This is a genomic window from Sphingomonas sp. BT-65, assembly GCF_026107375.2.
In the GTDB taxonomy this organism is placed as follows: domain Bacteria; phylum Pseudomonadota; class Alphaproteobacteria; order Sphingomonadales; family Sphingomonadaceae; genus Sphingomonas.
The window spans coordinates 517,819-529,425 of sequence record NZ_JAPCIA010000001.1; the positions used below are offsets into that span (position 1 = coordinate 517,819).

The following is an 11,607-nucleotide window of genomic DNA, read 5'->3' on the forward strand; positions in this document are numbered from 1 at the left end:
AGCGGCAAAAACGGCGAAGCAAAGCCCTCAGGCGGCGGGCTGAAACAGCTTCATGCTGGCGGGCAGGCGGCGCGGCGGCTTGCCGTCGAGCAATGCCTCGATCGCGGCGATCGCGGCGAGCAGGTGACGTTGCGGATAGGGCTTGGAGAGGCACCCGATCGCGATCGCCTCGACCTCGTCGAGCGGCCGGCCGGTCACCAGCAGCGCCGGTACGTTCCGTGCCCGCGCCGCATGCGCGACATCCGCGCCGTTGCCGTCGCGCAGGCCGAGGTCGACCAGCACCAGGTCGATCGCGTTCGGCGCGATGATGTGGCCGATCGCCTCGCCCACCGAATCGGTGGTGGCGACCACCACGAACCCCTCCTCGGTCAGGAAATGCTCGGTGTCGAACGCGAGCAGCGGCTCGTCCTCGACGATGAGGAGCCGCGTGATCCGCCGCTTCTTCTTCCCGAACAACATACGCCACCCACCTTGCGGTTCGACGAGAAGCTACGCCCGCCGCCCGGTTCCGCCGCACAAGAATTTTTACGGTCCAGCTACAAAGACGCGCCGACCCGCTGTATCCCGCCGCAAATGCCCACCTCATCGCCCACCCCGCCGCCCAAGCAAGGCGAGCGCATCGCAAAGCTGCTCGCCCGTGCCGGAATCGCGTCGCGCCGCGAGGTCGAGCGCATGATCGCCGAGGGCCGCGTCGCGATCGACGGCGAGGTGCTGACCACGCCCGCCACCGTGCTCCCCTCGCTGCGCGGCGTCACCGTCGACGGCAATCCCGTCGCCGCTGCCGCCCCCGCGCGCCTGTTCCGCTTCCACAAGCCCGCCGGCCTGCTCACCACCGAGCGCGATCCCGCCGGCCGCCCGACGATCTACAGCAAGCTGCCCAAGGGCTTGCCGCGCCTGATGCCGGTCGGCCGCCTCGATCTTTCGACCGAAGGCCTGTTGCTGATGACCACCGACGGCGAGCTCAAGCGCCAGCTCGAGCTCCCCGCCACCGGGGTCGAGCGCAGCTACCGCGCCCGCGCCTACGGCAATGTCAGCCAGGACCAGCTCGAAGATCTCATGCTGGGCGTGGAGATCGAGGGGGTGCGCTACGGCTCGATCGACGCCAATCTCGAACGCCGCACCGGCGCCAATGTCTGGATCGAGCTCACCCTGACCGAGGGCAAGAACCGCGAGGTGCGCCGCGTGCTCGAGCATCTCGGCCTCAAGGTCAGCCGCCTGATCCGCACGCGCTACGGCCCGTTCCACCTCGCCGACATGCCGGTCGGGGCGGTCGACGAGGTGCGCCAGCACGACCTCATCCTGTTCCGCAAGGCGCTCGCCGGCCCTGGCGGCGGCAAGGCCGCGTCGAGCCTGCAATTGTCGAGCAAGGTGAAGGCGGTCGCGACGGAAGCCCCGGCCGAAACTGCGCCCGCGCCCGCGCCTGTGACGGTTCCGAACCGCGCCGAACGCCGCAAGGCGGTCGCGCAGCAGGCTCCAGTCAGGAAGGACGGCGCACCAAAGGAGGAGCGGGCAAGGCCCGCGCTCCGCTCGAAGCCCGCCGGACCGGAGAAGTTCGGCGTCGGCCAACGGCGGCGCCAGCGCGCGGCCTCCAGCAGTGCGTCAAAGCGTGAGACCGATCCCCGCGGCGGCTCCGCCCCGGCAAAGGCAGCCAAGCCGAAACCCGCCCGTCCCCGCGTGGATGACGATGCCGGCCCGCTGCTCGATCGCCCCAAGCGCCGCTATCGTTCCAGTGACCGCCGCCCGCGTCCTCCCGCCAAGCGGGGTCCGCGCAAATGAGGATCATCGCCGGCCAGTGGCGCGGCCGTCCGCTCGTCGCGCCCAAGGGCGACGCCACCCGCCCCACCGCCGACCGCACGCGCGAGGCGCTGTTCTCGATGCTCGCCAGCCGCATCGGCAGCTTTGAGGGACTTGCCGTCGCTGATCTCTTCGCCGGCTCGGGTGCGCTGGGGCTCGAGGCGCTGTCGCGCGGCGCCGCCTCGTGCCTGTTCGTCGAGCAGGATCGCGCCGCGCTCGACGCGCTGCGCGCCAATGCCGAGAAGCTCGGGGTGCGCGCCGATGTCCGCGCCACCTCGGTCCTCGCGCTCGGGCCCGCGCCGAAACCGATGGACTTGATCCTGATGGACCCGCCCTATGGCACCGGCGCAGGATCGGTCGCGCTCGACAAGCTCGCCCGGCTCGGCTGGACCAGCCCCGCCACTTGGATCAGCATCGAGACCGCCAAGGCCGAAACCGTCGAAGTGGCGGGATTTATCTCCGAAACGGAGAGAATCCACGGCAAGGCCAAGCTCACGATCTTGCGCGCGGCGAACTAGCGGCGCATATTTGGGGCATGGGAAAGCTCGACCCAATCTACTCGGAATTCGAGACCGACGAGGAAGCGGAAGCCCACGACAAGTGGTTCCGCGCCCAGGTCGAAGCTGCGCTCGCGTCGAACAAGCCGCGGATTCCGCATGCGGAGGTGATGGCGAGGGCCGAAGCGATCATCGAGAAGCATCGGCGTGCGCAAGCCAAATTGGGAAGCTGACGCCGAGCTTCAGCTCCTCAATCTCCTGGAATTCGTTGGCGAACGAAATGCCTCGGCGGCTGCGCGGCTCAAGGCCACCATTGATGAAGCCATCGGAAGGAGCTGCCAGTTCCCCGAAATAGGTCGTCCTGGCCGAGTGGCAGGCACCCGCGAACTGATCGTCCATCCCAACTACATTGTCGTCTATCAGATCACTGAAACCGCAATCGATGTGCTGCGCCTGCTTCACGCTCGCCAGCTTTACCCCTGAGCCGTTGACGGAACCAAATCAGGCCCCGCGTCATTGTCTCCCGACAAACGGGAGGAGCCCCAGCGATGACAGGCAAGTTTCTAGCGATTTGCGCAGCCGCCATGCTCTTCGCCGGCCCCGCGCCGGCACAGGCGCAATGGCTCGATTCACATCTCGAGGCGCAACGCTGGAATAATCTGCGCAAGCACCAGCAGCGCCAGCGGCAGCGCGCGCAGCAGAAGCACAGGCGGGGCCAGCAATCCTCCCGCGTCACCCTCGCCGAGCGTCAATCCGCCTGGTCGCGCAACAAGGCCGAGTATCGCCGCCGCATGCTGCGCAACGGCACTGCCAGCGCCGACCGCTGGCTCGACAGCCTCGTCCTGGCGAGCCGCCGCTAGACCGCTTGGCGCCGTTCCCGGAGCAGCAGCAGCGCCACCAGACTCAGCGCCGCCGCCGCGCTCAGATACCAGCCGACCGGCATCAGCCCACCCCGCAGCGCCAGTGCCTGCGCGATCAGCGGGGTCAGCCCGCCGCCGATCACGCCCGCGATGTTGAAGGTCATCGACGCGCCGGTGTAGCGCACGCGCGGCGGGAACAGGTCGGTCAGCCACGCGCTCAGCGGCCCGTACACGAAGCCCATCGCGAACAACAGCAGCGCCAGGAACACGAACACCCCGCTCAGGCCACCCGCCATCAGCGGTGCCATCACGAACCCGCTCGCCGCGACCAGCACGCAGCCACCCGTCAGCACGCGCCGCGGATCATATCTCGCGTCCGCCATCCACGCCGCGAGATAGATGCCGCCGGCCATGAACAGGATCGCGACCAGCTGCACGCCCAGGAAAGCCCCCATCGGATAGCCGAGCGACTTGGTCCCCCAGCCGAGCAGGAACGCCGTCGCGATATAATAGGTCGCGAAGCACGCCACCGCGCCGATCGTCCCGCCGAGCAGCGCGCCGCCATGCCGCGTGAGGACCTCGCCCAGCGGCACCTTGGGCGGCGGCGCCTCGGCGAGGCTCGCCTTGAATTCGGGCGTCTCGCCCAGCTTGAGCCGCACCCACAGTCCCACCGCGACCAGCCCCGCCGAGAGTAGGAACGGGATTCGCCAGCCCCAATCGGCGAACTGCTCGGATGTCATCACCGAGCACAGGATCAGGAAGAGGCCATTGGCAGCGATGAATCCCGCCGGCGCGCCCATCTGCGGCGCGCTCCCGAATCGCGCGCGCCAGCCCGGCGGCGCATTCTCCACCGCCAGCAGCGCCGCCCCGCCCCATTCGCCGCCCAGCCCGAAGCCCTGCCCGAAGCGCAGCACGCACAGCGCGAATGGCGCGATCCACCCCGCCATCTCATAGGTCGGCAGGAACGCCACCAATGTCGTCGAAAGCCCCATCGTCAGCAGCGACGCGACCAATGTCGCCTTGCGCCCGATGCGGTCGCCATAATGGCCGAACACCGCCGCCCCCACCGGCCGCGCGAAGAATGCCACCGCCAGCGTCGCGAACGCCGCCATCTGCTGCACGCCGGGGTCGCCCTTGGGGAAGAAGATCTGACCGAACACCAGGCTCGCGGCGGTCGCGTAGATGTAGAAGTCGTAGAACTCGATCCCCGTCCCCACGAAGCTCGCCCAGAGCGCGCGGCGTTGCCGTGCCCGGTCAGCGTCCATCAAGCATCCCCACCAGACCGGCGCGCCCCCGCGCCTACTTCTTCGCGTCGAAGCAGGTCGTGCGAGTCACCTGCACCACCTTGCCCTTGTCGTCCTTGACCTCGTTGCGCCCCGCGACGCACGGCTTCTCTTCGGGTTTCTGCTCGAACCCGCCGGTGCGCCACCCGACATAGAGCGCCACCCCGGCCAGCGCGGCGAGCAGCACCAGACGGCGCTTGTCGAACCGGCTCTTGATCTTGTCCCACATGCCGCCCCTCCTGCATCAACCCGCGCGCCCGCGCTACAGGAAATCGGCGAGCGTGAGATCGACCGAACGCGCGCTTCCGCCGCTCTCGACCGTAAGCGGAATTACCGTGCCCGGAGCGCCATAGGTCCGCTCGATCAGCACCTCGAACGCCGGTGCCGTGATCCGGTCGCCCGGCTTGATGCCCGCGGCGGCCGCCGGGCTGCCCGGCCCGACCACCGCCACGACCGACGCCGTCCCTGCCCGATCGACCCACATGCCCCCGCGATTGTAGCTTTCCCCCTGCGGCGCCTGCCGGTTGCGCTTCAGCAGGAGCGCGCCGTCGCGATTGCTCGTCGCGAGGTTGAACAGGCGCAGGATCGGCAAGCCGATCAGGCCGGTATCGAATTCCTTCCAGTCCACCTCCTCGCGGATCTGGATCAGCGGACGCGGGATCGTCGCCCCGGCAATCTCGAAGCTGTCGGGGCGGACCAGCCGCGTCTTGCCGCCCGGCGCCCCCGGGGACCAGCGCGGCGCATTCCACAGCCCCGCCGCCTCGGCCGTCTTGCGGTAGATACGCATCATGCTCGGCATGCCGGTGTCGAGCCCGAAGCGGAGCGATTTACCGTTGATCGTCGCGTCGGCGAACAGGAACCGCGTGTCGTCGTTCTTGCCGCGCTGCACGATTGCCTTCTCGAACCGCGTCCAGCCCGAAAGCTCGCTCAGCCCCTCCGGGTGGATGCGCCACGCCCCGGCGTCGAGGTCGAGTTCGCCGTCGGTCACCGTCAGCACGCGTGCGGGCAGCGCCCCCACCGCGCCGTTACCCAGCTTGCGCTCGATCCCGCCAAGCGCGAGCACCGGCATCAGGAACCGCCCGCCCAGCAAGACTTCGGATGCCTGGAAGATCGGATAGTTCTTGTCGCCGAACGAGAGTCGCAGCCGGCGGGTACCCACTTGCCGCAGCTTCAGCTTCTCCGCGGCAGCAAGATCGATCAGCCCGATCTCGCCGCCCGTATCGAGCACGAACGGCATCATCGCGCTTCCCCCGATCGATCCGCCGACCACGATCCGGTTGTCGGTCAGGGTGATCGGAATGCTGGCCGCATCGGGCGCCGCCAGCGCCCGCCCGCCCCACAGTGCCGCCACGCTGGCCCCGATCATAGCTTGCCGCCGTCCGATCCGCATCGCCGTCTCCCGCCTCGGGAATCGATCATCCCGATCGCGATGATGGCCGAACATGCGGCCTTAAGCCAGCTTGCCCGCAGCGCCCACGTTCTCTAACTGTTCACCGATGTCCGTACCCGTGCCTTCACCCGACGACCCTCCCTATCTGCGCGGCCTCAACGCCCCGCAGCGCGAAGCCGTGCTCACCACCGACGGCCCGGTCCTCGTCCTTGCCGGCGCGGGCACGGGCAAGACCGCCGCGCTCACCGCGCGCCTCGCCCATCTCCTCTGGACCCGCCGCGCCTACCCGTCGGAGATCCTCAGCGTCACCTTCACCAACAAGGCCGCGCGCGAGATGCGCGAGCGAGTCCGCGGCCTGGTCGGCGACGCGGTCGAGGGCATGCCGTGGCTCGGCACCTTCCACGCGATCGGCGCCAAGATGCTGCGCCGCCACGCCGAGCTCGCCGGCCTGCAGACCAACTTCACCATCCTCGACACCGACGACCAGCTGCGCCTGTTGAAGCAGCTCATCCAGGCCAACGACCTCGACGAGAAGCGCTGGCCTGCGCGCCAGCTCGGCGGGCTGATCGACCAGTGGAAGAACAAGGGCCTCACCCCCGACATGCTCGAAGCCGGCGACTCCGAGGCATTCGCCAACGGCCGCGGCCAGTCGCTCTACCAGCAATATCAGGACCGCCTGCGCACCCTCAACGCCTGCGACTTCGGCGACCTGCTGCTCCACATGCTGACGATCCTGCGCAAGCACCGCGACGTGCTCGAACAATATCAGCAGCGCTTCCGCTACATCATGGTCGACGAGTATCAGGACACCAACACCGTCCAGTATCTCTGGCTCCGCCTGCTCGCGCAGGAGCGCAGGAACATCTGCTGCGTCGGCGACGACGACCAGTCGATCTATTCGTGGCGCGGCGCGCAGGTCGAGAATATCCTGAAGTTCGAGAAGGATTTCCCCGGCGCGAAGGTGATCCGCCTCGAGCAGAATTACCGCTCGACCCCGCACATCCTCGCCGCCGCCAGCGGCGTCATCGCCAACAATGGCGGCCGCCTCGGCAAGACCTTGTGGACCGAGGCCGACGAGGGCGAGAAGGTCCGCGTCGTCGGCGTGTGGGACGGCCCGGAAGAAGCCCGCCGCGTCGGCGAGGAGATCGAATCCGCCCAGATCCGCGAGGGCAAGTCCCTCGAAGCCTTCGCCATCCTCGTCCGCGCCCAGCACCAGACGCGCGAGTTCGAGGACCGCTTCATCGCCACCGGCCTGCCCTATCGCATCGTCGGCGGCTTCCGCTTCTACGAGCGCGCCGAGATCCGCGACGCGCTCGCCTATCTCCGCCTCGTCCACCAGGGCGCCGACGATCTCGCCTTCGAGCGCATCGTCAACGTCCCCAAGCGCGGCCTCGGCGACAAGGCGATCGCCCGCATCCACATGCTCGCCCGGGCCGAGGGCATCCCCCTGCTCGCCGCCGCCGCGCGCATCCTCGACACCGACGAGCTGACGCCCCAGGCCCGCCGCGCGCTCGGCAGCTTCGTCGGCGACGTCGCGCGCTGGCGCGACCGCGCGAGCCAGCTCCCGCATACCGAGCTCGCCCAGATCATCCTCGACGAAAGCGGCTACACCGCGATGTGGCAGGCCGACCGCACCGCCGAAGCCGCCGGCCGCCTCGAAAACCTCTCCGAGCTGGTACGCGCGATGGAGGAGTACGAGACGCTCGGCGCCTTCCTCGAGCATGTCAGCCTCGTCATGGACAACGACGCATCCGCAGACGAGCCCAAGGTCACGATCATGACCATCCACGCCGCCAAGGGGCTCGAGTTCGACACCGTCTTCCTCGCCGGCTGGGAGGAAGGCCTGTTCCCCAGCCAGCGCGCGCTCGACGAAGGCGGCCTCGCCAGCCTCGAGGAGGAACGCCGCCTCGCCTATGTCGCGATCACTCGCGCCCGCCGCCTCGCCGTGATCCTCCACGCCGCCAACCGCCGCATCTACGGCCAGTGGACCAGCTCGATCCCCAGCCGCTTCGTCGGCGAGCTGCCCAAGGCGCATGTCGAGGAGGAATCGACCATGACCGGCGGCGCCTCGCTATGGCGCGCCAACTGGAGCGAGCACGCCGACCCCTTCGCCAACGTGGGCAGAGGCACCGGCCGAGGCCCCGGCTGGCAACGCGCCGCCGCCCCGTCGTCGAGCTTCACCACCGCCCCCAAGCGGGTGGTCGAGAGCCGCGCCAGCGCGGTAAGTTTAGGGAACAAGGGCCGCGACGACCTGTCGCTCGGCATGCGCGTCTTCCACCAGAAGTTCGGCTATGGCGAAATCGTCGAGATCGAAGGCAACAAGCTGGAGATCGAGTTCGAAGCCGCCGGGCGGAAGCGGGTGATGGATAGTTTTGTGTCGGTGGGGTGAGGGGGAATCAGTGGCGGATTGGTTGAGAAGGCTCATCGGCCCGCATGCAGAAACTACAGCTACGGACGACAGATCACCGTCTGTTTTTACGAAGGATTCCAACGAGTTTCTTGAGGCGACAGCCAAGGATTTCTACAAATCTCAGACCGACCTAGACGAATCGATATGGCGCTCCCTGCCATTCTTCGCAGCAGCGTTCATATTTGTTGCAACTGTGATCGGTCAGTCGGCCACTAGGCTTCCAAAGCTGGCTACGAACTTTTTCGAGATCGTAACTCACCTTCTGTTTCTTGTTTCCTGCTTGCTTTGTGCGTGGGTGTTGCGTTGGTTTTACACGCTGTTGAAGCCAAGGGAGTATGAATTCCCTGCTAGTTTTGAGAGCCTCAAATCATATGCTACGGAGCTAGAAAATTACCATTCTTCTAATGGACTTAGCGACGAATCTCGTGATGCAGCCGTAACTAACGATTTGCGGGAGTTTCTGGCGGAGCAATATGGTACGGGTGCTAGCGCGAACCTGCGGCACAATGCGGAGCGACTCAAAGCGAGAAGCAAAGTGCTGCTATTCATGCTTCTCGCCTTTCTGCTCGCATTTTTATGCCATGCTACTATCTTCATAGTGGAGCGTTATCGAACCGCCTCGTTGGAGCGGAGAACTGTAAGCGATGAGCAACAAAGCAACCGAGCAAAAGCGGAAAGCTCCGACAAACGGCACGGTTCTCCACGTGCCAAAAGCGGGCCCGCCCCCAAAGCCTCCCAAAGCTCTTCTCGTTAGAGACGGTGCAGGGTTCTGGGGTGTCAAATCGGATAATCCGGTGAGGGTGAAAGCGTGACTAAACCGCCAACCACGTCGAAGCCAGGAATCGGACCTCAACGGCCACTCCCTCCTACAAATCAGGTGGTTATGAAAGGGTCTCGGGAACTTGGAACGACTCGCCCGTCCTTTAATCAAGCGCGGCCGCCCGCACCTAAAAAGTGATCGGGCATGATCGGCGCCGTACGAAGAGCCGCTCCGATTAGTCTCGTGCATTCCCCATGCTAACCTTCACCCCCCTCTCCCCCCGCGCCATCGCCATCGTTGCGGAAGGCCATTTCACCGCCGCCGACGTCGCGCCTGCGCTCGACAGGCTCGCCGCGATCCTCGACACCACGCCACAGCTCGATATCCTCGCCGATGTCCGCGGCTCGCCTTCGGTCGCGCTCGGCGCGATCGTCGAGGAGCTGAAGCACCTCCCCCTGCTCATCCGCCTGATCCGCGCGGTCGATCGCGTCGCGATCGTCGCCGATGCGGAGTGGGTGCGCACCGCCAGCCGGATCGAGGGCGCGCTGATCCCCGGCGTCCATTACGAGGTGTACGAGCGCAAGGACGAAGCCCATGCCCGCGCCTGGCTGCTCCGCGAGACCGACCGGCCGCGGCCCTCCTAGAAGAGTTGGTTCACGCGAAGGCGCGGAGGCGCGAAGAAGGTTTTTCGCGCAGAGACGCAGAGATGATGCGCCCGCCGCGCTAGCGGCTCTCAACCCGGGTCGGCGCGACAAACATCTATGTCGAGGATGAGCTGGCGCTTCGCGCGGCAGAACGCCCTCTCTGCGTCTCCGCGTCTCCGCGCGAACCAACTTCCTTCTTCTTTGCGCCCCCGCGCCTTCGCGTGAACCAATCTCATCCACGCCCGGAAAGGAACACACCAGGAACAAAAACAACTTTCCTACACGCCCGCCATATGCCCATAGACTGGCGGATGAACGACTCACGCACCCCGCCCGCCGCGTCAGACGAGGCCGATATCCTCGCCTTCACGCCCGTCCCCACGTCCAAACGCTATGACGGCTGGACCCCGCGCCGCCAGCGTGACTTCATCGATGCGCTCGCCGTGATGGGCGTGGTCCGCCGCGCCGCCCGCGCCGTCGGCATGAGCCGCCAGTCCGCCTACAACCTGCGCGAGCGTCCCGGCGCGGAGAGCTTCGCCGCCGCCTGGGACAATGCCCTGTCGCTGAGCTACGACCGCACCTTCGCGATGGCGATGGACCGCGCGATCAACGGCATCACCATTCCGCGCTACTACAAGGGGCGGCAAGTCGGCACGATCACCCGCCCCGACCTGCGCCTCGCCATGGCCGTCCTCGCCGAGCGCCCGGCGGCGCCATCCAAGGCACCGCCCCCGACAAAGCCGACCAAGTTGACAGGATGAGGCGCGTCACGCGCAACTTGGTCAACTTGTGCGGGCGCCCGGTGCCTCGCCCGTCGCCACCTCGACCCAGCCGAACTTGCGCTCCCGATACACCTCCGCCCACGGCGCCGGGAACGCGTCGGGATCGGCAAAGGCCCCGATCGGCACCGCGACCACATCGGGGATCTCGCGCTGGACATAGGCGACCGTCGATCCGCATCCGGGGCAAAAGCGATAGTCGATCGCCGCCCCGCTATCCCCGGTCCGCGCCCACACCCGCGTCTCCCCGGTCACCGTCACCCGCTCCGCTGGAAACCGCACCTGCGCAGCGAAGGCGCTGCCCGTGCGCTGCTGGCAGGCGAGGCAATGGCAGACCGAGATGCGCACGGGCTCGCCCTCGCACGCAACGCGCACTGCGCCGCAGCGGCAGCTCGCCTCACGCATGTTGGTCACAGCCCCGCCGCCGCCTCGATGATCGGCACGAACTTCTCCGCGGTCAGGCTCGCCCCGCCGACCAGCGCGCCGTCCACGTCCGCGCAGCCGAGCAGCGAAGCCGCATTGGCCCCGTTCACCGACCCGCCATACAGCACCCGCATCGCCGCCGCGGTCTCGCCGCCGAGCAGTTCGGCCAGCTTCGCCCGGATCGCCCCGTGCATCGCCGCGACATCGGCCGCGGTCGGCGTCCGTCCCGTGCCGATCGCCCAGACCGGCTCATAGGAGATCGCAAGCCAGTCCGCCGCCGCGCCGTCCGGCAACGATCCGGTGAGCTGCGCGGTCACCACCGCCTCGGCCTGCCCCGCGTCGCGCTGCTCCAGCGTCTCGCCGACGCACAGGATCGCGTTGAGGCCATGCCGGTGCGCCGCCTCGGCCTTGCCCTTGACGTCGGCATCGGTTTCGCCCTGGTCGGCGCGCCGCTCGCTATGCCCGACGATGGTCAGCGCAGCGCCCGCCTCGGCCAGCATCGCGGCGGAGATGCAGCCGGTATGCGCGCCCTGGTCCGCCGCGTGGCAATCCTGCCCCCCGACCGGCATGCGGCCCGCGACCTCGACCGCCGAAGCGATCAGCGTCGCCGGCACGCACAGCGCGACATCCACCCCGGGGTTTGCCACCGCGGCGCGTGCGATCGCCGCCACTTCGGGCAGCGCGGCCTTGAGGCCGTGCATCTTCCAGTTCCCCACCACCAGCTTGCGCCGCATCCCCTGCTCCCTGCTGTCCACTATTGGACAAGG

General features: G+C 67.6%; 15 protein-coding genes. 9 read left to right on the forward strand and 6 right to left on the reverse strand.

Going from position 1 to position 11,607, the window contains the following annotated elements:
• Window positions 1-27: 27 nt before the first annotated feature.
• Window positions 28-459, reverse strand: coding sequence for a response regulator (locus tag OK349_RS02625; RefSeq protein ID WP_265116273.1), 432 nt, complete (start codon window positions 457-459; stop codon window positions 28-30).
• 114 nt (window positions 460-573) lie between these two features.
• Between OK349_RS02625 and OK349_RS02630 the strand changes: the two genes are divergently transcribed.
• The 5 genes from OK349_RS02630 to OK349_RS02650 all read left to right on the forward strand — a co-directional run bounded on the left by OK349_RS02630 (window position 574) and on the right by OK349_RS02650 (window position 3,151).
• Window positions 574-1,776 (forward strand): pseudouridine synthase, encoded by a 1,203-nt coding sequence (locus OK349_RS02630; RefSeq protein WP_265116274.1) that lies wholly within the window; start codon window positions 574-576, stop codon window positions 1,774-1,776.
• Window positions 1,773-2,312, forward strand: a complete 540-nt coding sequence (gene rsmD / locus OK349_RS02635; RefSeq protein WP_265116275.1) for a 16S rRNA (guanine(966)-N(2))-methyltransferase RsmD — start codon at window positions 1,773-1,775, stop codon at window positions 2,310-2,312. Before OK349_RS02630 ends, rsmD begins: the two co-directional genes overlap by 4 nt.
• Before the next feature lie 17 nt (window positions 2,313-2,329).
• The gene (locus OK349_RS02640; RefSeq protein WP_265116276.1) at window positions 2,330-2,524 is read left to right on the forward strand and encodes a type II toxin-antitoxin system RelB family antitoxin; all 195 of its coding nucleotides are present in this window, start codon (window positions 2,330-2,332) and stop codon (window positions 2,522-2,524) included.
• Window positions 2,499-2,774, forward strand: a complete 276-nt coding sequence (locus OK349_RS02645; protein ID WP_265116277.1) for a type II toxin-antitoxin system RelE/ParE family toxin — start codon at window positions 2,499-2,501, stop codon at window positions 2,772-2,774. Before OK349_RS02640 ends, OK349_RS02645 begins: the two co-directional genes overlap by 26 nt.
• Before the next feature lie 101 nt (window positions 2,775-2,875).
• Window positions 2,876-3,151, forward strand: coding sequence for a hypothetical protein (locus OK349_RS02650; RefSeq protein WP_265116278.1), 276 nt, complete (start codon window positions 2,876-2,878; stop codon window positions 3,149-3,151).
• Here the strand turns inward: OK349_RS02650 and OK349_RS02655 are convergent.
• Genes OK349_RS02655 through OK349_RS02665 form a run of 3 tightly spaced genes read right to left on the reverse strand, consistent with a single transcriptional unit; the run spans window position 3,148 to window position 5,800 of the window.
• Window positions 3,148-4,416, reverse strand: coding sequence for an MFS transporter (locus tag OK349_RS02655; RefSeq protein ID WP_265116279.1), 1,269 nt, complete (start codon window positions 4,414-4,416; stop codon window positions 3,148-3,150). The two genes, OK349_RS02650 and OK349_RS02655, sit on opposite strands and share 4 nt — an antisense overlap.
• A gap of 34 nt (window positions 4,417-4,450) precedes the next feature.
• The gene (locus OK349_RS02660; protein WP_265116280.1) at window positions 4,451-4,663 is read right to left on the reverse strand and encodes a hypothetical protein; all 213 of its coding nucleotides are present in this window, start codon (window positions 4,661-4,663) and stop codon (window positions 4,451-4,453) included.
• 33 nt (window positions 4,664-4,696) lie between these two features.
• Window positions 4,697-5,800 (reverse strand): retropepsin-like aspartic protease, encoded by a 1,104-nt coding sequence (locus OK349_RS02665; RefSeq protein ID WP_265116281.1) that lies wholly within the window; start codon window positions 5,798-5,800, stop codon window positions 4,697-4,699.
• Between the two features lie 130 nt (window positions 5,801-5,930).
• Here OK349_RS02665 and OK349_RS02670 point away from each other — a divergent pair, with 130 nt between their 5' ends.
• The 4 genes from OK349_RS02670 (at window position 5,931) to OK349_RS02685 (ending at window position 10,399) form a co-directional block, all read left to right on the forward strand.
• Window positions 5,931-8,213 carry an ATP-dependent helicase gene (locus OK349_RS02670; protein WP_265116282.1) on the forward strand — a complete coding sequence of 761 codons (2,283 nt, stop codon included), beginning with the start codon at window positions 5,931-5,933 and terminating at the stop codon, window positions 8,211-8,213.
• A 10-nt stretch (window positions 8,214-8,223) separates the two neighbouring features.
• Window positions 8,224-8,988 carry a hypothetical protein gene (locus tag OK349_RS02675; protein ID WP_265116283.1) on the forward strand — a complete coding sequence of 255 codons (765 nt, stop codon included), beginning with the start codon at window positions 8,224-8,226 and terminating at the stop codon, window positions 8,986-8,988.
• A gap of 260 nt (window positions 8,989-9,248) precedes the next feature.
• A complete protein-coding gene (locus OK349_RS02680) occupies window positions 9,249-9,638 on the forward strand; it encodes a SpoIIAA family protein (RefSeq protein WP_265116284.1) in 390 nt (129 codons plus the stop codon).
• A gap of 311 nt (window positions 9,639-9,949) precedes the next feature.
• Window positions 9,950-10,399, forward strand: coding sequence for a hypothetical protein (locus OK349_RS02685; protein ID WP_265116285.1), 450 nt, complete (start codon window positions 9,950-9,952; stop codon window positions 10,397-10,399).
• Window positions 10,400-10,420: 21 nt separating this feature from the next.
• Here the strand turns inward: OK349_RS02685 and OK349_RS02690 are convergent, their stop codons facing one another.
• Together OK349_RS02690 and tpiA are read right to left on the reverse strand one after the other, a co-directional pair.
• Complete coding sequence (locus OK349_RS02690; RefSeq protein ID WP_265118519.1) at window positions 10,421-10,822, reverse strand: GFA family protein; 402 nt, start codon at window positions 10,820-10,822, stop codon at window positions 10,421-10,423.
• A 5-nt stretch (window positions 10,823-10,827) separates the two neighbouring features.
• Entirely contained in the window at window positions 10,828-11,574 is a 747-nt protein-coding gene (tpiA, locus tag OK349_RS02695; RefSeq protein ID WP_265116286.1) for a triose-phosphate isomerase, read from the reverse strand.
• Window positions 11,575-11,607: the final 33 nt, after the last annotated feature.

Bases quoted from the DNA above. Each gene is read 5' to 3' on its own strand.
- OK349_RS02625 (WP_265116273.1), bottom strand. From the start codon at position 459: ATGTTGTTCGGGAAGAAGAAGCGGCGGATCACGCGGCTCCTCATCGTC.
- OK349_RS02630 (WP_265116274.1), top strand. From the start codon at position 574: ATGCCCACCTCATCGCCCACCCCGCCGCCCAAGCAAGGCGAGCGCATC.
- rsmD (WP_265116275.1), top strand. From the start codon at position 1,773: ATGAGGATCATCGCCGGCCAGTGGCGCGGCCGTCCGCTCGTCGCGCCC.
- OK349_RS02640 (WP_265116276.1), top strand. From the start codon at position 2,330: ATGGGAAAGCTCGACCCAATCTACTCGGAATTCGAGACCGACGAGGAA.
- OK349_RS02650 (WP_265116278.1), top strand. From the start codon at position 2,876: ATGCTCTTCGCCGGCCCCGCGCCGGCACAGGCGCAATGGCTCGATTCA.
- OK349_RS02655 (WP_265116279.1), bottom strand. From the start codon at position 4,416: ATGGACGCTGACCGGGCACGGCAACGCCGCGCGCTCTGGGCGAGCTTC.
- OK349_RS02660 (WP_265116280.1), bottom strand. From the start codon at position 4,663: ATGTGGGACAAGATCAAGAGCCGGTTCGACAAGCGCCGTCTGGTGCTG.
- OK349_RS02665 (WP_265116281.1), bottom strand. From the start codon at position 5,800: ATGATCGGGGCCAGCGTGGCGGCACTGTGGGGCGGGCGGGCGCTGGCG.
- OK349_RS02670 (WP_265116282.1), top strand. From the start codon at position 5,931: ATGTCCGTACCCGTGCCTTCACCCGACGACCCTCCCTATCTGCGCGGC.
- OK349_RS02680 (WP_265116284.1), top strand. From the start codon at position 9,249: ATGCTAACCTTCACCCCCCTCTCCCCCCGCGCCATCGCCATCGTTGCG.
- OK349_RS02685 (WP_265116285.1), top strand. From the start codon at position 9,950: ATGAACGACTCACGCACCCCGCCCGCCGCGTCAGACGAGGCCGATATC.
- OK349_RS02690 (WP_265118519.1), bottom strand. From the start codon at position 10,822: ATGCGTGAGGCGAGCTGCCGCTGCGGCGCAGTGCGCGTTGCGTGCGAG.
- tpiA (WP_265116286.1), bottom strand. From the start codon at position 11,574: ATGCGGCGCAAGCTGGTGGTGGGGAACTGGAAGATGCACGGCCTCAAG.